Source organism: Blautia sp. AM28-27 (assembly GCF_003480905.1).
Taxonomy (GTDB): Bacteria; Bacillota; Clostridia; order Lachnospirales; family Lachnospiraceae; genus Fusicatenibacter; species Fusicatenibacter saccharivorans.
This window is the reverse complement of the sequence record NZ_QUJK01000016.1, coordinates 23,168-44,910: the sequence shown is the minus strand read 5'-3', so window position 1 is coordinate 44,910 and position 21,743 is coordinate 23,168. Positions and strand designations below refer to the sequence as shown.

At 47.6% G+C, this 21,743-nt stretch carries 18 protein-coding genes; 10 read left to right on the top strand and 8 right to left on the bottom strand.

All coding sequences use genetic code 11. The features are described from left to right. Positions 1-293: 293 nt before the first annotated feature. From DW743_RS14875 to udk, 9 genes are all read left to right on the top strand, one after another. The gene (locus tag DW743_RS14875) at positions 294-947 is read left to right on the top strand and encodes a YczE/YyaS/YitT family protein (RefSeq protein ID WP_022461580.1); all 654 of its coding nucleotides are present in this window, start codon (positions 294-296) and stop codon (positions 945-947) included. 173 nt (positions 948-1,120) lie between these two features. Then, positions 1,121-1,966: a purine-nucleoside phosphorylase gene (locus DW743_RS14870; protein ID WP_117510620.1), complete on the top strand. Its 846-nt coding sequence runs from the start codon at positions 1,121-1,123 to the stop codon at positions 1,964-1,966. Positions 1,967-2,047: 81 nt separating this feature from the next. Further along, a complete protein-coding gene (locus tag DW743_RS14865) occupies positions 2,048-3,358 on the top strand; it encodes an amidohydrolase family protein (RefSeq protein ID WP_117762017.1) in 1,311 nt (436 codons plus the stop codon). A gap of 105 nt (positions 3,359-3,463) precedes the next feature. Further along, the gene (locus DW743_RS14860; protein WP_055225931.1) at positions 3,464-4,636 is read left to right on the top strand and encodes a BMP family lipoprotein; all 1,173 of its coding nucleotides are present in this window, start codon (positions 3,464-3,466) and stop codon (positions 4,634-4,636) included. 168 nt (positions 4,637-4,804) lie between these two features. Then, positions 4,805-6,352: an ABC transporter ATP-binding protein gene (locus DW743_RS14855; RefSeq protein WP_373141908.1), complete on the top strand. Its 1,548-nt coding sequence runs from the start codon at positions 4,805-4,807 to the stop codon at positions 6,350-6,352. Between the two features lie 18 nt (positions 6,353-6,370). Continuing rightward, a complete protein-coding gene (locus tag DW743_RS14850) occupies positions 6,371-7,492 on the top strand; it encodes an ABC transporter permease (protein ID WP_117762018.1) in 1,122 nt (373 codons plus the stop codon). Further along, a complete protein-coding gene (locus tag DW743_RS14845; protein ID WP_055225933.1) occupies positions 7,492-8,427 on the top strand; it encodes an ABC transporter permease in 936 nt (311 codons plus the stop codon). Before DW743_RS14850 ends, DW743_RS14845 begins: the two co-directional genes overlap by 1 nt. A 248-nt stretch (positions 8,428-8,675) precedes the next feature. After that, positions 8,676-9,317, top strand: a complete 642-nt coding sequence (gene deoC / locus DW743_RS14840) for a deoxyribose-phosphate aldolase (RefSeq protein WP_022461750.1) — start codon at positions 8,676-8,678, stop codon at positions 9,315-9,317. A gap of 13 nt (positions 9,318-9,330) precedes the next feature. Further along, positions 9,331-9,960: a uridine kinase gene (udk, locus tag DW743_RS14835; RefSeq protein ID WP_117762019.1), complete on the top strand. Its 630-nt coding sequence runs from the start codon at positions 9,331-9,333 to the stop codon at positions 9,958-9,960. An 87-nt stretch (positions 9,961-10,047) separates the two neighbouring features. Here the strand turns inward: udk and DW743_RS14830 are convergent, their stop codons facing one another. The 5 genes from DW743_RS14830 to DW743_RS14810 form a co-directional block, all read right to left on the bottom strand. After that, the gene (locus DW743_RS14830) at positions 10,048-10,926 is read right to left on the bottom strand and encodes a DUF3881 family protein (protein WP_117510628.1); all 879 of its coding nucleotides are present in this window, start codon (positions 10,924-10,926) and stop codon (positions 10,048-10,050) included. Positions 10,927-10,965: 39 nt separating this feature from the next. After that, the gene (gene serS / locus DW743_RS14825; protein WP_022461753.1) at positions 10,966-12,255 is read right to left on the bottom strand and encodes a serine--tRNA ligase; all 1,290 of its coding nucleotides are present in this window, start codon (positions 12,253-12,255) and stop codon (positions 10,966-10,968) included. A gap of 179 nt (positions 12,256-12,434) precedes the next feature. Continuing rightward, complete coding sequence (locus DW743_RS14820; RefSeq protein WP_055225938.1) at positions 12,435-12,950, bottom strand: DUF4446 family protein; 516 nt, start codon at positions 12,948-12,950, stop codon at positions 12,435-12,437. An 11-nt stretch (positions 12,951-12,961) separates the two neighbouring features. Continuing rightward, a complete protein-coding gene (locus DW743_RS14815) occupies positions 12,962-13,894 on the bottom strand; it encodes a ParB/RepB/Spo0J family partition protein (RefSeq protein WP_022461755.1) in 933 nt (310 codons plus the stop codon). Then, on the bottom strand, positions 13,894-14,664 hold the full coding sequence (locus tag DW743_RS14810) for a ParA family protein (protein ID WP_022461756.1): 771 nt from the start codon (positions 14,662-14,664) through the stop codon (positions 13,894-13,896). Before DW743_RS14810 ends, DW743_RS14815 begins: the two co-directional genes overlap by 1 nt. A gap of 1,946 nt (positions 14,665-16,610) precedes the next feature. On the opposite strand from DW743_RS14810, the gene DW743_RS14800 reads away from it, so the two are divergent. Further along, on the top strand, positions 16,611-17,573 hold the full coding sequence (locus DW743_RS14800; RefSeq protein WP_117762021.1) for an alpha/beta fold hydrolase: 963 nt from the start codon (positions 16,611-16,613) through the stop codon (positions 17,571-17,573). Positions 17,574-17,672: 99 nt separating this feature from the next. On the opposite strand, the gene DW743_RS14795 is transcribed toward DW743_RS14800, so the two are convergent. The 3 genes from DW743_RS14795 to DW743_RS14785 form a co-directional block, all read right to left on the bottom strand. Continuing rightward, positions 17,673-18,482 carry a hypothetical protein gene (locus tag DW743_RS14795; protein ID WP_117762022.1) on the bottom strand — a complete coding sequence of 270 codons (810 nt, stop codon included), beginning with the start codon at positions 18,480-18,482 and terminating at the stop codon, positions 17,673-17,675. Positions 18,483-18,629: 147 nt separating this feature from the next. Continuing rightward, positions 18,630-20,216 carry a DUF4340 domain-containing protein gene (locus tag DW743_RS14790; RefSeq protein WP_117762023.1) on the bottom strand — a complete coding sequence of 529 codons (1,587 nt, stop codon included), beginning with the start codon at positions 20,214-20,216 and terminating at the stop codon, positions 18,630-18,632. Further along, complete coding sequence (locus tag DW743_RS14785) at positions 20,216-21,733, bottom strand: GldG family protein (protein WP_243004592.1); 1,518 nt, start codon at positions 21,731-21,733, stop codon at positions 20,216-20,218. Before DW743_RS14785 ends, DW743_RS14790 begins: the two co-directional genes overlap by 1 nt. Positions 21,734-21,743 lie beyond the last annotated feature (10 nt).

Sequence of the window (21,743 nt, the reverse complement as noted above, 5' to 3'; positions counted from 1 at the left end):
TCACTTTGTTAATCTTCATGTGAACATTGTTTTTGAAAAAATTATTTTTTATTATTTTATGTTCACTATAGTTCATTTTATTATTGAACATTCTGTTGACACAGATAAAAGAAAACTGTTTACATTTTGAAAAAAATATACTAAAATAAGAAACAGGCAAATCTCCGCCGGGCGAAAAAACGGCGGAGATTTTTCTGGGAAAAAGGGCAAAAAAGCAGAAAATAAATTCTGCAGATCAGCCCGGAAAACATGAAAATACATTTTGTATTATTTTACAGGGAGGAACTCATACTATGAAAGAAATCATCCAGGGCTTCTACCAGAAGAAACATTTCTGGACCCGCCTGATTCTGGTCATCGCTGCCGTCATCCTGATGGGCTTTGCGCTCTCATGGCTGCTTCTCGTCGATCTCGGCACCGATCCGTGTACCTTGTTAAACCAGACCATCTCCACCCGCCTCGGCATCAGCATCGGAAACTGGCAGGCGCTCTTCAATACCGTCCTGCTCATCTTCGTTATCATTTTCGGCGGCAGAAACTTAGGCTTCGGAACCCTCGCAAACATGTTTCTCGTGGGATATTCCATCGACTTTTTCTCCTGGATCTGGGCGAAAGTCCTTCCGGCAGACCTCTTCACCTCGATGGGTGTGCGAATCGCCGTGCTGATCCCGGCGCTGATCCTGTTTATCCTTGCCGCATCCTTCTATATGGATGTTGATATGGGAACTGCACCGTACGACGCAGTATCCTTCATTATCTCCACCCACCTGCCGAACGTTTCGTTCCGTGTGATCCGCATCGTCTACGACTTCGTTGTCACCGCGATCGCCGTTCTGCTCGGCGGAAAACTCGGCATTGTCACCGTGCTGATGGTTATTACCCTCGGTCCGGTCATTGAATGGCTGGGAAATATCATGAAACAGCATCTGAATATTTTTGATGACTGAAATCATTGCTTTTCCGCGCTTTCTATACTACAATAGAACTACCAGATGATCTTTTTTCTAAAAGAAAAGCCTGCCTCCGGGACTCACATCTCTGTGGCAGGCTTTTCTTCCCTAAAAATAGCCGAAAAAAGACTCAAAAAGCAGAAAATCATTTATTTAAGGAGGTTTTTCCTATGAGCAACACCCCAAACCCTGTTTATGAAAAACTGATGAAATGCTACGAGAGCTTCCGCTCCCAGATCGATTTCCAGCCGGAAGTCGCACTGATTCTCGGTTCCGGCCTCGGTGATTTTGCGAATGATATCCGCGTTACCGCAACCCTCGATTACCACGATATCGAAGGCTTCCCGGTTTCCACTGTTCCGGGCCACGCGGGCCGTTTTATCTTCGGCTACGTCGGCGATGTGCCGGTTGTCTGCATGCAGGGCCGCGTTCATTATTATGAAGGCTATCCGATGACCGACGTCGTTCTCCCGACCCGCCTCATGAAGCTGATGGGCGCAAAAGCACTGTTCTTAACCAACGCCGCCGGCGGCATCAAACAGGGCACAAAACCAGGCTCTCTGATGCTGTTAAACGGCCAGATCGCCTGCTTCGTTCCATCTCCGCTTATCGGGCCGAACATCGACGAGCTCGGCACCCGTTTCCCGGATATGAGCCAGATCTACGACCTTGAATTCCAGAAAATCGCACGGAAAGCCGCAGCCTGCCTTGATATCGACCTGATGGAAGGCGTTTATCTGCAGCTCACCGGCCCGCAGTACGAGTCCCCGCAGGAAATCGCCATGTGCCGCACCCTCGGCGCAGACGCGGTCGGCATGAGCACCGCCTGCGAAGCCATCGCTGCACGCCATATGGGCATGCGCGTCATCGGTATTTCCTGCATTACCAATCTTGCCGCCGGCATCTCCCCGCAGCCTCTGTGCCATGCGGAAGTTCAGGAGGCAGCTGACATGGTTGCACCGCAGTTCAAAAAACTCGTTGCCGCAACGATTCAGGGCATCGCAAAGACACTGTAAACACACAGCGGCCGGGGTCTGTCAAAAAAAACAAGCCCCGGCCGCTGAAAACAGCACGTAAAATAAAGGAGAGATCTTTTTTTGAATACACGTTTTTACAACGCCAAAATTCTCGTACTAGACGCTGAAAACCATTTTTCCATCGCCGAAGACGAACTTCATGTCACCGGCGACACCATCACCTATATCGGACCTGGTAGAAAAGCAGATCCAGATGCCGCAGAGACCACTGTCTTCGACCGCGAAATTGACGCCCGCGGCAATCTCCTGATCCCGGGCTTTAAAAACGCACACACGCACACCCCGATGACCTTCCTCCGCTCCTACGCGGACGATCTCCCGCTCCACGAATGGCTCGAGCGCCAGGTCTTCCCGAACGAGGCAAAGCTCGCCGGGGACGACGTTTACTGGCTCAATATCCTCGGCATCATGGAATATCTGACGAGCGGCATCACCTCCAATTTCGACATGTACATCCAGCAGAAAAACAGCATCGCTGCCACGGTCGACACCGGATTCCGCACCGTTCTTACCAGCGGTCTCAACAACTTCGTCGACAGCCCGGAAATTCTCGAAGAGATGTATAACTATGTCAACGAACTCTCCGACCGCACCTCGTATCTGCTCGGTTTCCACGCCGAATATACGACCGGCGGCCCGCTTCTTGAAGCCGTTGCCAAACTCGCCGAAAAATACCATTCCCCTGTCTGGACACACAACGCCGAAACAAAAAGCGAAGTCGAGGGCTGTAAAGAGCGCTGGGGACTCACCCCGACACAGCTGATGGAACGCTTAGGCATGTTCCAGTACGGAGGCGGCGGCTACCACTGCATCTGGATGGAGGACCGCGATTTTGAGATCTTCCGTGACCGGAAACTGACGGCCGTTACCAATCCCTCCTCAAACCTGAAGCTCGCCTCCGGCATCTGCCCGCTGAAGCGTTTTTACGATAACGGCATCAACCTCGCCATCGGCACCGACGGACCGGCCAGCAACAACTGCCTCGACATGTTCCGCGAAATGTTCCTGACCACCGGTCTTTCCAAAGTCCGTGAGATGGACGCCGCAGGAATCCCGGCTGATGCGATACTCTACATGGCAACCGCAGGCGGCGCACACGCGATGCAGATCGATGACTGTGACCGTCTCGCCGTTGGCAAAAAGGCGGATCTCGTCATGATTGATCTGCACCAGCCTAACATGCAGCCGGAAAATAATCTGATCAAAAACCTCGTTTACAGCGGCAGCAAACAGAACGTAAAGCTTACCATGGTAAACGGTCAAATTCTCTACGAAAACGGCGAATTCCGCATCGGCTTTGACCCGGAAGAAATTTATGCAAGATCCAACGCCATTATCCGAAGAATTTCCGGCTCGCATGCAGATAATTAGTGGATTTCACGCAGTTTTTCCTTTGCTTGACATACTTTTTTCTTTTATATTATAATGTAGCCATACACGCAAAAACGCTGTACCTCTTGAAAGGAGAATACTATTATGAAAAAGAAAGTAGTTAGCTTACTGCTTGCAGCCGCCATGACAACTGCTGCACTCGCAGGATGCGGTTCCTCCAATGGATCCTCTTCCTCCGACGCATCCACAGGCGCCGATTCCACCAGCGCAACTTCCGCTTCTGCTTCCACAGACGGAGAAAAAAAAGACGCCGCAGGTGAGAAAATTGCCATGATCACAGACTCCGGAGATATCACCGACGAATCCTTCAACCAGATCACCTGGGAAACTGTATGCGCCTACGGCGATGCAAACGGCGTAGAGTACGAGTACTACAAACCGGCAGAGGATACCGATGAAGAGCGTATCAACTCCATCGATCTTGCTGTTTCCGAGGGTGCTACCGTTGTTGTAATGCCAGGTTACCTGTTCGGACCTGCCATCGCTGAAGAGCAGGACACCTATCCGGATGTAACCTTCATCGCAGTCGATGTTACCGAAGGTGATATTGTAAAAAACGGCAAAGCTGTTGATCTCGGAAAGAACGTGTACATCTGCTCCTTCGAAGAAGAGCAGGCCGGCTACCTGGCTGGATACGCTGCAGTAAAAGACGGCTACACAAGCCTTGGTTTCCTCGGCGGTATCGCTGTTCCGGCCGTTATCCGTTTCGGTTACGGTTATGTACAGGGTATCAACGCTGCTGCTGAAGAAGACGGCGTAGATGTAAACGTAAAATATTACTATGGCGGCCAGTTCTACGGCGATGACTCCATCACCGCCCGTATGGAGGGCTGGTATGCAGACGGAACACAGGTTGTATTCGCCTGCGGCGGCGGTATCTGGACATCTGCTCTGGATGCAGCTGAGACACACGACGGAAAAGTTATTGGTGTAGACGTTGACCAGCGTTCCAAAATCGGCGAGCGCTGCCTGACTTCCGCTATGAAAGGTCTCCCAAGCGCCATCAATAACGCTCTGGATTCCTACTTCAGCGGAAACTTCTCTGAACTTGGCGGAACTGCTCAGCAGCTTGGACTGAAAGACGGAGATTACATCGGCCTTCCTACCGATTCCGAATCCTGGGGATTCACAACCTTCACACAGGATCAGTATGAAACTGTACTGGCTGGTATCCGCGATGGTTCCATCGAAATCTCCAGCGATACAGAAAATCAGCCGGAAGTAGGTTCTCACGTAACCGTTGATTACATCAGCTAATGTGCATACTGTTTCTGTAACAATATGCCTTTTGGGGAAGAGAATATTATTTCTCTTCCCCTTTTTTTCTGCCATGCAAAATGCTATACTAGACATAATGAAAGCCCGCAGTTCTGCCTTATTTTCCATAGCTTCGGCAGTCCTGCAAAACCACGCTTGAAAGGGAATATGTATATGGAAAATGAGTACATTATTGAGATGTTGAACATCACCAAAGAATTCCCGGGTATCAAGGCGAACGACAACATTACATTACAGCTCAAAAAAGGAGAAATCCATGCTCTGCTTGGAGAAAACGGTGCAGGAAAATCAACCCTGATGAGTATTCTTTTTGGTCTGTATCAGCCTACCTCCGGAATCATCAAGAAGAATGGGCAGGAAGTCCATATCAACACGCCGAACGACGCCAACGATCTCAACATCGGTATGGTTCACCAGCACTTTAAGCTGGTCGAATGTTTCTCGGTTCTCGACAACATCATCCTCGGCGTAGAGCCGACCAAAGGCCTTTTCCTCGAGAAAAAGAATGCCCGTGCAAAAGTCATGGAGCTGAGCGAAAAATACGGTCTGATGGTCGATCCGGACGCTCTGATCTCAGATATCACCGTCGGTATGCAGCAGCGTACCGAAATTCTGAAAATGCTCTACCGTGACAACGAAGTCCTGATCTTCGACGAGCCGACCGCGGTTCTGACGCCGCAGGAAATCGACGAGCTGATGAAGATCATGAAGAACCTCGCAAAAGAAGGAAAATCCATCCTCTTCATCACCCATAAACTCAACGAGATCATGGAAGTTGCCGACCGCTGTACGATTCTCCGCAAAGGAAAATACATCGGAACCGTCAACATCAGCGAAACTTCCAAAGAAGAGCTCTCCCGCATGATGGTCGGAAGAAACGTCAGCTTCTCCGTCAACAAAAAGCCGTCAAAACCGGGCGACACCGTTCTGAAAGTAGAGCACATGACCGTACCGAGCAAGGTGCACGGAAACAACGCCGTCAAAGATGTTTCCTTTAATGTAAGAAAAGGCGAGATTGTCTGCATCGCAGGTATCGATGGAAACGGCCAGTCCGAGTTCGTTCAGGGCCTCACGGGACTGGAAAAAGTATCCGGCGGTAAAATTCTGTTCAACGGACAGGACATCACGAAAGCTTCCATCCGCGACCGCTCCAAGATGGGCATGAGCCACATCCCGGAGGACCGCCATAAACACGGCCTCGTGCTGGATTACTCCATCGAGCAGAACATGGTGCTGCAGCGTTACTGGCAGCCGGAATTTGAATCCTTCGGCTTTATCAAATCAAAAGCCGTGCGCGAATATGCCGAGCGCCTGATCGAGCAGTACGATGTCCGCAGCGGCCAGGGTCCTGTGACCATCACCCGCAGCATGTCCGGCGGAAACCAGCAGAAAGCAATCATCGCGCGTGAGATCGACAAAGATCCTGATCTTCTCGTTGCGGTACAGCCTACCCGTGGTCTTGATGTCGGAGCCATCGAATACATTCACAGCCAGCTCGTTGCACAGCGCGACAAGGGAAAAGCCGTTCTTCTGGTTTCTCTGGAACTGGATGAGGTTATGGATGTTTCCGACCGTATTCTTGTTATGTACGAAGGAGAGCTGGTCGGCCAGCTGGATCCGAAAACCGTTTCTGTCGAAGAACTCGGTCTCTACATGGCAGGTGCAAAACGGGATCCGGTTCCCGAAGAAGTATAAAAGAGAGGTAAGAAAAGCATGAACGAAAAAACGAAAAACGCTCTTCTGTCCATTGTCGCTTCTCTTGTATGTATTGTGATCGGTCTTCTTGTGGGATTTATCATTTTATACTGCATCAACGCGGAGAACGCAGTGGATGGATTTACACGAATCATCAAAGGCGGCTTTTACTTAAAGCCGAAGGGAATCGGAAGTGAAATCGCTCAGTCCGCTCCCCTGATTATGACCGGACTTTCGGTTGCATTTGCTTTTAAAACAGGTCTGTTCAACATCGGTGCTGCCGGACAGTACACCGTCGGTGTCTTCGGCGCCCTGTATTTTGCCATCATCCTCCACATGCCATGGTATGTATGCCTTCTGGCTGCTATGGTCTGCGGAGCCATCTGGGGAGCAGTTCCTGGTATCTTCAAAGCATACTTCAACGTAAATGAAGTTATTACTTCCATCATGTTCAACTGGATTGGTCTTTATCTTGTCAATGAGCTGATGTACAACACCATCCCGGACATGTATGATCAGAAGACCACACGTACTTACAAATTAAGCTCCGCTTCTCCGAAATCCCTGATTCCGGACTGCGGCATGAACTCCATTTTCCGTACCAGTTCCACAACGATTGCGATTTTCATTGCGATTGCCATTGCGGTCATCATCTACATCGTTCTGAACAAAACAACCTTCGGCTATGAGCTGAAAGCCTGCGGATTCAATAAGGATGCTGCCAAATACGCCGGCATCAACGAGAAGAGAAACGTTGTTCTCTCCATGACCATCGCAGGTGCGCTTGCCGGAATCGGTGCAGGCCTCTACTTCCTCTCCGGTGCATCCGAGTGGAACCCGCAGGTATCGACAGCACTCCCGGCCATCGGATTTAATGGTATCCCGGTTGCGCTTCTTGCACTTAGCAACCCGATCGGCGTTATCTTCGCTGCTCTCTTCGTTGCTCATATTTCGGTCGGCGGTGCTTACCTGCCTACGAAATATTATCAGCCGGAGATCGCGGACCTGATCGTTGCCGTTATCATTTACCTTTGCGCATTCGTTACCCTGTTCAAGGGCATCGTTGCAAACCTGTTCAAGAGCAAAAAAGAGCAGAAAGCAAATGCCAATGCAGACAACGGAAAGGAGGAGAAGAAATAATGTTCCTTTTAATTAAATTTACCTTACTGTACGCCGTTGTTCTGATGCTCGTTGCGATGGGCGGTATGTTCTCCGAGCGAAGCGGTGTCATCAACATCGCGCTGGAGGGAATCATGGCGATCGGCGGCCTTGCCGGTGTCTTCGTCCTGGTTCTGTTCCCGGACCTCCCGGCTCCTGCACTTGTGGCACTTTCCATTCTGGCGAGCGCCGTATCCGGTATGATCTACTCTCTGCTGCTTGGCTTCTCCGCCATCACACTGAAAGCAGACCAGACGATCGGCGGAACCGCGCTGAACATGCTGGCTACTGCCATTGCCATCGTCCTGGTAAAAGCATTCAACAACGGCTCGGATGCCGGAAACGGTGCAGCTTCCGCAAAGCTGAACTACACCAACGCCGCTTTCATTTACAAGATCGGACCATTTACCGTGAACATCTTCCTGTTCATCGGCATCATCCTTCTGATCTGCAGCTACGTGTTCCTCTTCAAAACGAAATGGGGACTGCGCCTGCGTGCCTGCGGTGAGCATCCACAGGCAGCCGACTCTGTTGGTATCAACGTATACCAGTGGAGATACACCGGTGTTATCATCTCCGGTGCACTCGGCGGTATCGGCGGATTTGCCTACATCGTTCCGTCCGTTACCACCTGGAACTTCGAAGTCGGCGTAGCCGGTGCCGGATTCCTTGCCCTCGCTGTTATGATCTTCGGTCAGTGGAAACCGTTCCACATTGCCGGAGCAGCCGTATTCTTTGCGGTATTCCGTTCCCTGGCAAACATTGCGGACTCCACCGTCCTCTCCCATCTGGGACTGTCCAAGAACATTTACAACATGATGCCGTTTATCGCATCCATGATTATTCTCGCCTTCACATCCAAGAATTCCCAGGCTCCGAAAGCCGAAGGTATTCCATACGATAAGGGCGCAAGATAATATGTAACTATTCAGAGCCATGTGAAATGGAAGAAAAAATTGCGAATCATGCTTGCATGAATGAGCGGTTTTTTCTGGAATTTCATATGGCGAGCAGCCACATCGAGATGCAGCGCAGCGGAATCGAGATGTGGCTCTGAATAGTTACAATTTTTAAAGGCAGAGCCGTTAAATCCGAACTGTGTTTTTTCGGCTCTGCCTTTTCTCTATCATTCTGATTTATTTTTCATAAAAGAAAGGAAAAAATTATGCTGAACACCAAATTATTTGACCACACTATTTTAAAAGCAGACGCAACCGAAGCACAGGTTGCAAAGATCTGCGACGAGGCACTTGCACATGATTTTGCTTCTGTCTGCGTCAACCAGTACTACACCAAATTCGTTGCTGAAAAGCTCAAAGGATCTGACGTCAAAGTCTGCACCGTTGTCGGCTTCCCTCTGGGCATGTCCGATACCCGTGTAAAAGCGTTTGAGACCCGTGCAGCCATCGAAGACGGTGCACAGGAGGTTGATATGGTCATCAACGTCGGAGCCCTCAAAGACGGCAAATACGACTTCGTACGCTCCGATATCCAGACCTTAAAAGAAGTATGCGGCAAGGACATCGTTCTGAAAGTCATCATCGAGACCTGCCTTTTAACCGATGAAGAGAAAGTAAAAGCGTGCGAGCTCGCAAAAGAAGCCGGCGCTGACTTCGTAAAAACCTCCACCGGATTTTCTACCGGCGGTGCAAAAGCGGCTGATGTTGCCCTGATGAGAAAGACCGTAGGCCCGGATATGGGCGTAAAAGCTTCCGGCGGAATCCACAACGCAGACGAGGCACAGGCTATGGTAGATGCCGGCGCAAGCCGTCTCGGAACAAGCGCAACACTGGCTATCATCGGATAAAAAGGAGTTTCTTATGGATACGATACTGATAGGAATTGCCGGAGGAACCGGCAGTGGAAAAACGACACTGGCAGATAAGCTGGTAGAAAGTTTTGGACGCGATAAAGTGAGCATTCTGCGCCATGACAACTATTACAAACGCCATGACGATATTCCTTTTGAGGAGCGTGCCAAATTAAATTACGATCATCCCGATGCCTTTGATACCGACCTGTTATGCCAGCACATTCTCGAGCTGAAAGCCGGAAAATCCATCGAGATGCCGGTTTACGATTATGCCATGCATAACCGCTCGGATAAAACGATTCTGGTCCATCCTGCCCCGGTTATCGTGCTCGAGGGCATTCTCCTCTTCGTTGAGAAGGATCTCTGCGATCTGATGGACATCAAAGTCTTTGTCGATACCGATGCGGACGTGCGGATTCTCCGCCGGATCCTGCGCGATGTAAAAGAGCGCGGCCGTTCCCTGGACAGCGTTGTAACGCAGTACCTGACGACCGTAAAACCGATGCACGAGCAGTTCGTAGAGCCGAGCAAGCGCCGTGCCGACGTGATCATCCCGGAGGGCGGACAGAACACCGTTGCTCTTGAAATGCTGATCGAGCGGGTGCGTAAGCATCTGAATCTGGTGCAGAACCAGTAAACATCCGTTTATCGCTATAAAAATCTGCAAAAAAAGAACGAGGACTGAATTTTCTCTTTTTCCGTCCTCGCTCTTTTTATTTTTCCCTTACAGATGTTCCAGCATTCCCTGCAGCCAGATCTGGCCTTTGAAACGTCTTCCCACTTCCGGTACTCCAAATAAATCCTTTTCGTTGATACAGATGTCTATCGGCACATCGTTGCAGACGAGACCGAGCTCATACACCCGCTCGCCCGTTACCGCGTTCTTCGTTGTATTCATCTCCGTAATTTCACCCATCACGCTGTACTGGTCACATTCGAGACCGCTCGGCATAAAAAAGCTATCTACAATAGAAAAGACATCTTCCTTCGTCAGACGCTGGGAAATCATGGCATATGTGTCAATATCATCCATGGTGAGACTTTCCATCGCATCCTCATCCCCGTTTCTGGCAGCCGAGATCAGTGAATTCTTCTGCTGCGTGCTGCGGCGCTCCTTCTCGACTTGTTCCGGGTCTTTCTGGATCGGAAGCAGAATTGTTCCTTCCGCTGCAAGACCGGAGACAGAAAGCGGGAGCGGAAGCGGCTGCAGCGCATTTTTCTGTTTCATCTCAAGATATTCCGCTGCATGCGTCAGATAAAAGATCATCGTGATGCCAAGCCGCATATCGTCGCAGGCGCCTGCAAACGATTCCTTATCGACGTGGCGCTCCACCGATACCTCCTCGTAGGAACTGATCTGCCCGCCCTCGAAATAGGGATAATAATATTCCATCTGGAAACGGTTGTTCTCATCAATTTCCCCACAGACCGTGATACCACAGTCATATGCATATTCTTTCGAAAATTCAGCAAAAAGGTGGTGTTCTTCTGTTTCCACAATCTTTTTACGGTCGTAGTTTTCTACTACATCACGAAGAATCTCCTGGAGTTCCTTCGTCGTCTTGATCTTTGAAAATCCAATGGTTTTCAGGTAAGCGTGCATAAGAACACCTCCTCTCATTCCTTTGTATTTCTTATGCGATTAGTGTTTCGGAACCAGTTTCTCTTTTCCGCCCATGTACATACGAAGAACTTCCGGAATGCTTACGGTTCCGTCTGCATTCAGGTTGTTCTCCAGGAATGCGATCAGCATACGCGGCGGAGCAACTACGGTGTTGTTCAGGGTATGTGCCAGGTATTTCTTTCCGTCCTCGCCGTTGACACGGATTTTCAGACGTCTTGCCTGTGCATCACCAAGGTTGGAGCAGCTTCCTACCTCGAAGTATTTCTTCTGACGCGGAGACCATGCCTCAACATCGACAGATTTTACTTTCAGGTCAGCCAGGTCACCGGAGCAGCACTCCAGAGTACGAACCGGGATATCCATGGAACGGAACAGGTCTACGGTGTTCTTCCACAGTTTGTCATACCACATCATGCTGTCTTCCGGTTTGCAGACAACAACCATCTCCTGTTTCTCGAACTGGTGGATACGATAAACACCACGCTCCTCGATGCCGTGTGCTCCTTTTTCTTTACGGAAGCACGGAGAGTAGCTGGTCAGGGTCAGAGGCAGTTTCTCCTCCGGGATGATGCTGTCGATGAATTTACCGATCATGGAGTGCTCGCTGGTTCCGATCAGGTACAGATCCTCGCCCTCGATTTTGTACATCATGGACTCCATCTCAGCGAAGCTCATAACACCGTTTACGACGTTGCCGTGGATCATGAAAGGCGGTACGCAGTAGGTAAATCCGCGGTCGATCATGAAATCTCTTGCATAAGAAAGGATGGCAGAGTGGAGGCGTGCAATGTCGCCCATCAGATAATAGAATCCGTTTCCTGCAACTTCTCTTGCTGCATCCAGATCGATTCCGTCGAAGGACTCCATAATGTCGGTGTGATACGGGATTTCAAAATCCGGTACAACCGGCTCGCCGAAACGCTCTGCTTCTACGTTCTCGCTGTCATCTTTTCCGATCGGTACGGAAGGATCGATGATGTTCGGGATGACCATCATGATCTTTTTGATTTCTTCTTCTACTTCTTTTTCTCTTGCGGAAAGAGCCTCGATGCGGGAACCGTCAACAGCTACCTGTTTCTTTACTTCCTCAGCCTCTTCTCTCTTGCCCTGACCCATCAGTGCGCCGATCTGTTTGGAGATTTTGTTTCTCTTCGCGCGAAGTGCTTCTACTTCCTGTTTGATGTCACGGTTTTCTTTATCCAGCTCGATGACTTTATCAACCAGCTCCAGTTTCTGATCCTGGAATTTATTTCGGATATTCTGTTTTACAACTTCCGGGTTTTCTCTTAAAAACTTAATGTCTAACATAATTTCCTCCTAGTAGATCTTATCCCCTCATTTTGGCGGGATTCTTTTTGTTCTTTCCAGCCCGGAACCACTGCCGTTTTTCCAGCATTTATGCGGGTTTGGCGCGTTCCAGTACCATCATATAACAGTATATGCATTTTTTCAAGCGTTCTTTCATGCTGTTTTTCTGCGGTCCGCTTTTACATCAGATCGATCGAATTCATCGTAATTGCCTGGCGCAGCGCGTCGATTTCCTCGGTGCTCAGCATGATATAGGACTCGCCTTTTACGATCTCTTTCAGATATAAAAAGCAGTTGTCACGGCTGTGGATTGCATTCAGGATAAAACCTGTGTTTTCTTTGTCGAGCATTGCCAGCGCAAAACTCATCTTTCCGCCCACATCGTCAAACGCATCATATTTTACGATTCCGTATTTGTTCAGCGTCATGCCCTGGATCTTTTTCAGATCCGCAAGATTCTTTTTCGTCAGTTCATTCTGCTTGTTCAGTTTGTCAATTTCCTTGAACCGCTGATGAAACAGCTTTTCGAGTGACTGGGCGTCTTTTCCCTTCATAAAGCTTCTGTACTTCTGGTTCAGTCTGCTCAGACGCAGCGACATGCTGACCGTCATAATCATCATCACGATAATCAGTACAATCAGAAGAAGTACAACAACGCCAAGGTCAATTCCTACCTTACTAAATAAATCGCTCATTATTCTACCTCTTACTGTATTGATTCAAACAGATCCATGATTCTCTCGAGCTCTTCCTGGGAATAATACTCGATCTCGATCTTTCCTTTGTGCTTTGCCCCGCGGTGAATGGAAACCTTCGTACCAATGATGCTCTTAATTTTCTCTTCCAGACCTTCGTAGATGGCTTCCTCTTCCAGATTGACTTTCTTTTCTTTCTTCACCTTCGGATTCAGGATCTCTTTGACCAGGCGCTCGGTCTCACGGACACTGAGCTTTTCATCGAAGATTTTCATTGCCGTATTGTACTGGAGCTCTTTATTCTCCAGCGCCAGCAGCGTACGCACATGACCGGTTGTCAGCATTTCATCGACAACCATCTGCTGTACCCTGTCGTCCAGTTTCAGGAGACGCATCGAGTTTGTAACCGCCGTTCTGCTCTTGGAAACGCGCTCTGCGATTTCATCCTGGCGGAGATGGAACTCTTCCATCAGGCGTTTGTATGCGTGTGCCTCCTCAATCGGGTTCAGGGATTCTCTCTGAATATTTTCAATCAGGGAAATCTCGACAACTTCCTGCTCGGTAAAATCTTTGATGATGACCGGTACTTCTTTGATTCCGGCAAGCTTTGCAGCCCTCCATCTCCGTTCCCCTGCGATGATCTCATAATAATCATCTTTTTTCTGCACCAGAATCGGCTGTAGAACTCCGAACTGTTTGATGGATTCCGAAAGTTCGATCAGGCCGTCCTCGTCAAAGGATTTTCGCGGCTGTTCGCGGTTCGGTTCAATTTCGGAGATTTTCAGTTTCATCTCAACTGGTTTTTCGACAACTTTTTCAACAACCTTCTCGACTACTTTGACCTCCGGTTTTGCCGGTTTCTCTTTTGCTTCTGCTTTGGCCGAATGTCCCGGTGAAATCAGGGAATCCAGGCCCTTGCCTAATCCTCCTCTTCTCGCTGCCATTACTCTTCATCCCCCCTGTGAATCACTTCGTCTGCCAGGAGACGGTAGCTCTCTGCACCGGTGGACCGCTTGTCGTAATAGTTGATCGGCATACCGTAGCTCGGTGCCTCCGCAAGGCGGACATTTCTCGGAATAATGGTTTTGTAGATATTCTGATCCAGGCTGTCTTTTACGTTTTCTACTACCTGCAGAGAAAGATTCGTTCTCGCATCGTACATGGTAAAGACAACGCCTTCCATCTCCAGTTCTGGATTCAGACGCTCCTGCACCAGCTCAATCGTGTGCATAAGCTGGGATAAGCCCTCCAGTGCGTAATATTCACACTGAATCGGCACCAGAACGGTGTCCGCGGTGGTCATCGCGTTGATTGTCAGCATATTTAAGGATGGCGGACAGTCAATAATAATGAAGTCGTACTGATCGCGGACCTGATCAATTGCGTTTTTCAGAATGAATTCTTTGTCTTCCACCCCGATCAGCTCGATCTCCGCTCCGGCCAGATTGACATTGGAAGGGATAAGGGAAAGATTGTCAAAATTCAGAGGAATGATGCAGTCCTCCAGTTTTGACTCTCCAAGAAGCAGTTCATAGATGGTATTTTCCACTTCATTTTTCTCTACTCCCATTCCGCTGGTGGTATTTCCCTGCGGGTCCATATCAATGGTCAGAACTTTTTGTCCCATTTCTCCTAAACAGGAAGAAAGGTTAATTGCGGTGGTAGATTTACCTACGCCGCCTTTCTGGTTTGCAATTGCAATTGTTCTTCCCAAAATATGTATTGCCTCCTTTCATCTTTTTGTTTTCCATTTGCAGTTTTTCCTTTTTACAGGAAATGACCTGCCGGCACTTCTTTCAAAAAAATGATTCATGCGGCAGGTGTTTTGGCATATAGATAGGAAAAATCTCCTTTTCTATGCCAGTCTATCTGAGGAATTCTTCAGATTCTATCTCAAAATTGCCCCAATTTGGGACAAAGATATTTTATCATACTACGCCGGATTTTACTACTGGAAATGTTTCACGTGAAACATTTTCTGCATTTTTGCATGATTAGGCGGTTTGAAACATAAGAAAATTGGAGATTTTTGGCGATGTTTCACGTGAAACATTTTGAAAAGCACTGTTTTACAATAATTTTTCTCGGTTTTTACGCTGTTTAAAGGCTTTTTGGAATTTTTTCAGCGATGATTTTGCATTTTTTGATGGTTTCCAAGTAATTCTGCAATGTCAGAACATTTTTTCTGTTTCACACAGTTTTTATAAAATGTTTCACGTGAAATATTTTAATTTTTGACGTTTTTGAGGTATAAATATACTGGAAACGTTATTTTAATCGTGTGATGCTCTTTTTCAAGGAAATCTCAGGTGATTAGGAAGAAAAAATCAACTTATCAGGATATTATTGATACATAGATCAGGAATCAAAACTGTTTATGGTTGTTCGGTGATCGTAAATGTCTCTTTTGTATATAAAATGTATTTTTATTCACCAGGGCTCTGTTTTTTCATCGTTCTTCCTCGCTTTTTTCAAATTTTCAGCATTTTTCTCTTTATTTTCATCAGTAAGAGGCATAATCCGTGAGACATCCTCTTTTTCATTTTTTCTCCAGTTTTTCTCTTTTCGGGCGGTTTTTCTTTGATTTTTTTATTTTATAGGCCAAGCTGCACATTTTCTGTTTTTTATCGATTTATTTGATTTCACTATAATTTTTCTGTTTTTATGGTTTTAATATTTTTCTCTCGCTGCCACGTCTTTTATCCTCTTTTCCATCTTTCTGGCTTACCTTTCTCTTTTTTTGTAAACAATCTCACTTTTTCTCTTTTATCAACATTTTTTATTCCTTCTCTCCGTTTTTATTCTTTTCGCCCATGTCTATACTACATTTTCCCCTTTTCAGTCGTTTTTTGCCTTTTCTCAACTCATTTTTATCTTTTTTGCTTTTTCCGCCTCTTCCATCGTTTTACACCCTCTTTTTGCCATTTTTTTAGATCGTCCTTCATTTTTTCGTTTCTACTTATGTCACTTTCCCTGTCTCATTTTTCACGTTTCACGTCTCTCAAAATGTTTCACGTGAAACATCGTTTTTTACGATTTTCGGTCTTCGGCGATCAGTGAGAAGCGATTTGCTTTCCGGCTTTCCGAAAATCACTCTCATTTTTCACCTCTCTTATTTTTAAAATAATCGTATTTTCTATTCTATTTTTGATTTTCTCCGTCTTTTCTACATTTTTCCTGCATTTTCGCGTGTTTCACGTAGTTTTTCGTCTCTGTTTTCTCTCTTTTATTAAATTATTTAATTATATTTTTATATTTTCGTATGAATTGAACTTTTACATTCGTTTTTTCGGATTTTCCAAACCATTTACTAAACGCATTTTGGGACCATTTTTTCATGGATTTTTACCAATCTGGAAGGATTTTATCCCATAGTGCCGTTTTCATGCTTTTATGTGTATTATTGCATCATTTTTTCTCTGTTTTTTTTGCAGTTATGTAAACCATTTAAATATGCCATTCGCCAGTAGTTGACATAACGTAGTTCTCCTGGAATTGTCTACGCTTTTTGTTAAATTGCGCCTTGTTTTCGTCTCTTTTTCTCATTTTTCCCTTAATTTTTGCATTGTATCTTTCCCTTTTTTCGCTTATAATAAGCTCAACACAACGTTTCGAACCGATTCCTCCCCTCCGGGAGACCCCTGAAAGGAGTTTTATCATATGAAACACAGCAAAAAACTGGTCACCTTGAGTGTCCTCACCACGATGTCCGGCGCAGCGATTTACTTTCTGAATAAAACGCTCGATACCGCCGCCGTACGGAAAAACCTGCTCGCATCGGCTGAAAAAGAGAGCTTTTCCTGGCAGTTCGGCGATATTTTTTACACAAAAAAAGGCACCGGAACCCCGATGCTCTTACTTCATGACTTACATTGTGCCTCCAGCGGCCGCGAATGGCAGTATATTGAGGATGCTCTCGCTCAGGATCACACCGTCTACACACTCGATCTCCTCGGCTGCGGCCGTTCCGACAAGCCGGCGATCACGTACACGAACTTTTTATACGTACAGCTCATCGTCACCTTCATCAAACAGGTCATCGGATGTCCAACCGACGTAATTGCATCCGGTTTATCCGGCTCTTTCGTCGTAACCGCCTGCAATACAGCCCCGAAATGCTTCGGCCGAATCATGATGATCAACCCGACCGACCTTGCCAAGCTCAACAAAATCCCGGATAAACGCAGCCGCTTCCTGAAACGCATGATCGAGCTCCCGCTCGTCGGCACGCTGCTGTACCACACGCTCACCGGCCGCTCCAACATCGAGCTTTTATTCACTGAGAGCTATTATCACAACCCATTCCACCGCTCACCGGAGGACGTAGACGCCTTCTACGAGTCCGCACACCTCCAGAACAGCGCCGGAAAGTACCTTCTCGCAAGCCTCGTGGGCAATTACGTGAACCTCAACATCGGCCACGCCTTAAAACACATCGACAACAGCATGTTCCTCATCGGCGGTGAGGAGGAACCGGGCATCGCAGAAACCTTTGCGCTGTACACGGCACTCAACACTTCCATCGAAACCCAGATCCTGCCAAAAACAAAGCACATGCCGCAGATGGAGGCCCCACAGGCCCTCTTAGAGCAGATCCAGATCTTTTTCGCCCCGGTACAATAACACCCCTTCTGCTCCCGGCCTCGAGCGAAAAAAATGAGACAAAAAAAGCGGAGAATTTACTGATATTTCCATGTCAGTAAATCCTCCGTTTTTCCATTTTTAACCCGGCTCACAGTCCATTTCCAACGCATCTTCCTCTGCGCCCGGATAATCCGTTGGCGGCGCTGTATACGTTTCCATTCCCTCTTTTATTTCATCCATCGTATAAATATTAATTCTCTCCTCCGGCGCTGCATCCGGGTCAAATTCCACCGTTTCTCCCAGTGCAAGCATCATTGGCTCATCCGCATTTCTTTTCTCATCTGCAATCTCATACGCGTTTACATATTCACCCAACGCAGTCTCTACATACTGTCCAAACCCGTCGCAAAGCCGGTAATAAAGCTCCTTTTCCGCATCTTTCTCCAGAAAATACAAGGATTTCTGCCCGATCACCGGATCAAGGTCGCAGAAGCTGATCTGTATATAGTTCTCCCGCCGTTCCTCCTCCGAATACTCCGCTTTCAGCTCCTCTGCGTTCCAGTACGTAATTCCCGCATCCTCCATGGACTGCAGATACTCTTCCACCGTAACTGCTCCGCCCGGCTTTCGAACCGTAATATGTTCTCCGGCTTCCATATCACCTTTCAAAACGTCATCCACCCGCAGTGAAATATCGGTTGCAATCTCAATTCCCCCGGCAAAACAGCTATAATCCTCTACCGTTCCTAGAACAATGAGATCGCTTCCCTCTTTCTGCTCATAAAAGCTATTATAAAACCGATCCCACTCCTTCAACCCTCCGTACTGCATATTTACCTTTGCCGGATCCAGATTTTCAAACCGCATTTTCTCCTCTGTTTCCGCCGTTTCTGCATTACCGCAGCCCACCAGCAGAATACACAATACTGTCAAACAAACCTTTTTCATCCTTTCACCCCCCCATCCACCGTCTTTGTTATACTCCCATTATACTTCTTCCGCTTTCATTTTCCCATAAAAAAGCGGAAGACTTACTGATTTTTTCACTCTCAGTAAATCCTCCGTTTTCAATTTTAACCAGATTTTAATGACTCTTTATTCCGCTGATTCTGACGTGCTGTCTGAAGAACTGTCATCTTCCGTCTTTGCCGCAAGCAGTTTCCCGTAATTTTCCAGCATGGTCTTCACGTTATTTTTATTCACAAGAGACGGCACTCCGTCCTCATCTACCGTGTAATAGAAGCTCGAATCATACGGGCTGTAAGCAAATGTCAGGTCGCCGTCTGTCATATGGAAGACTGCGGTAAACTCGGCATCCTTGGCCTGCACGAGGCTTTCATCCTTCGTCTGCGCCTTCAGGCCAATGAGCGAAGAATAGAACGTGGTAAACGTTGATTTATCAATCGTTTCATCGCCGCAGATGTAACTGATTTCCTGTGTTGTGGAATCGCTGTCGTCATCCTTTTTCTCTTCCACATGGCGTACATACGTCTTCGTCTCGCCGTTATACGTAATATCAAGGCTCGTCAGATCCGATACATTTTCCATGCCGATATACATGTTCCAGAAATCAGATGCCTTCTTTCCGGTGAAGGTTTCAACATTCGAAGCCGTCATCAGATGAACTTCATTCGAGCCGTCCAGCTTCACGTAATAAGAACCGCCGTCCTCATTTGCATTGCCGACATACAATACCAGATCTTTCTCCACCGTAACGGTTGTCGTTTCGGAAGAAGAGCTCGTTGCAGTGCTGTCGCTTGATGCAGAATCTGTTGTGGAATCCGAAGAAGTATCTGCCGTTGTTGTATCGTCAGCCTCAACCTCCTGCTCTTCCGTGTAATGCACGCGGATCGTCGTCTTTGGCTGATCCAGTCCGTACTGGGAAAGATCCGATGCGTTGTACGTAACAAGATCTCCAAAGCTAAGAGATGCCACTGCACTTGTCATGGTGCCGATCGAATCCGCATCACCGCCATGTGCCGCTCCATCTGCGTCCACAACCTGCCATTCATCCGTCTGAAGTGCCGAATCAGCAGCGCTTACTTCTTTTGTCAGCGTATATCCGTTCTCACCCTCCACCTGCAGCTTTGTAATGTTTTCCGCCGTCACAGATGGCATGGATTCCGTTGTCGCCCACTCCATCATATCGGACGGGAACATCGTTCCAAGCGATGTGCTTACCAGATAAACCTTACTCGTATCATCGTTCAGATAAATATAGTATCTGCTCGAGCTGTTCTTATCTCCGACATGAATCGTCGTTTTCTCGTCTCCCGCAGTCACTATAACCTCCTGAGACGGCGTCTCGAGCCCGAAATCGGCCATAGAATCGATTTCATCGCCTTCAATGACTCTTTCTGCTGTCATGCTGCTAAGAGAGCTTAAAACGCTCGTTATCTTGCCCTCATCCAGTGGGAATCCATCCTCCTGGTCGTATGTCCAGATATCGGTATCATCGTCTCCTGCTGTTTTCGTAAAAGACACCGTCTCTCCGTTGATCCGGAACGAAAGCGCTGTTACATCATCTTTTGAAAAATCAACCACTTTTTCGGCGTCTGCACCAGAATCCGAACTGCTGCTGTCCGCATCGGCGGTGCTGTTTTTCTTCGTCAGCACCACCAATACGGCAAGAAGCAGTACCAAAAGGATCAGGCAGGCCGCCATCTTTCCTTTTTTCTTCATCACTGTTTTCTCCTCTTCATCCAGATCATCACGCCAATCACAACAAGTACCAGCGGAATTCCCGCAATGGTAATAATAGACCAGGTGTTAACTGCTCCCTGTGTAAATACCAGGTTTGTATAGCTTGTGCTCTTGCTTGGAATAACAACGGTCTGCTCCACATCACACATGGAGGTCAGTGCAGTCGCTGCCAGCTTTGAGTTCGCACCGCTGATTGCCTGGTCAATCTGGCTGCTCAGCATCGATGCACTCGAGAAATAAATGATCTGTGTCTCTTTATCATCTACGGTCTCTGTGATGGAAACGCCAAGGTCAAATGCGCCCGTCTCACTGTCCGCGCTCTTCGACCAGGTGCTGTTCTCCGGATCATTTTCAATATAAGCGTCCTCGGTGGTCGTCAGAAGGCTCTTGATCGTAATGGTATCACGATAAGAATCGAGCTTCTGAATTGCCTGTGCAACCGGCATCAGAATGTAATTACTCTTTACTTCGGTTGTAATGTCATCACTCTGAATGTTCGGCAGCAGATAATACGGCATCTGCGGATAATAATGCTGGGAATCGGTCTCCACAACAATTCCGCTGGAGCGTTTCACACCGTAATTTTCCAGTATGGAATCCAGATTCGGCATATCCGTTCCGGTATAGCTGGTGAACATCAGAAGCTTTCCGCCGTTTTCCAGGTAGGTAATGACTTTATTTGCCTCATCCTCTGAAAAATCGGTGGTCGGGGACATGATTACAAGCTCCTCGGCATCCTCCGGGATATCGTCTGTCATCAGGGCAAGATCACTGATTTCCACATTGTTTTTGTTAATGGCATCGCTGAAGTTCGTAGAGAGATCACTCTCGGAAGCCTCGCCGTGGCCGGTTACCCAGTAAACCTTCGGGTTGTTTTCACTCGTCACATACGTGATGGCGCTGGTAATCTGACCCTCGCCGTCAAAGCCGGTCGTCTGTGTCTGATAGGTCTGATAGTTTGTGGAAGTCTCCCACATATCACTGTTGCTGACCACCTTGCTCTTATCGCCGCATACGACAATCACACTGTTTGCAGCTACCGTCTGATCGGTATACTGGCTCGTAAATTTCGGATACAGATCCGGGTCTTTTGTCTCTACTTTGATATGGTCAGAAAGCTCATCGTAGTGCTCCAGCAGCTTCTCGGTGGTGTCATCCTCACTGCCCTTCTGCACAATATAATACAGGGTAACGTCTTGATCGAGATCCTTTAATGCCGTTTTCGTCTCATCTGTAATGGAGTACATTTTCTGCGTACTCAGGTCAATCTGTGTTTTGCTGGTCGGAATCTGCGCCACAATCAGGTTAATAACCACAATCACAGCCAGAACAATCACCGTCATAATCGAAGAATAAGAGCCCTGTTTCAGATGCTTTTTCTGCTCCTCGCCGGTAAACACTTCCTTCAGATGTTCTTTGGAGAACGTCTTTTTCAGCTTTTCTTTAATATTAAAATTCATTTTATGCTGTTTCTTTTCTTTCTTTTCGCTGCTCATCGTCTCCACC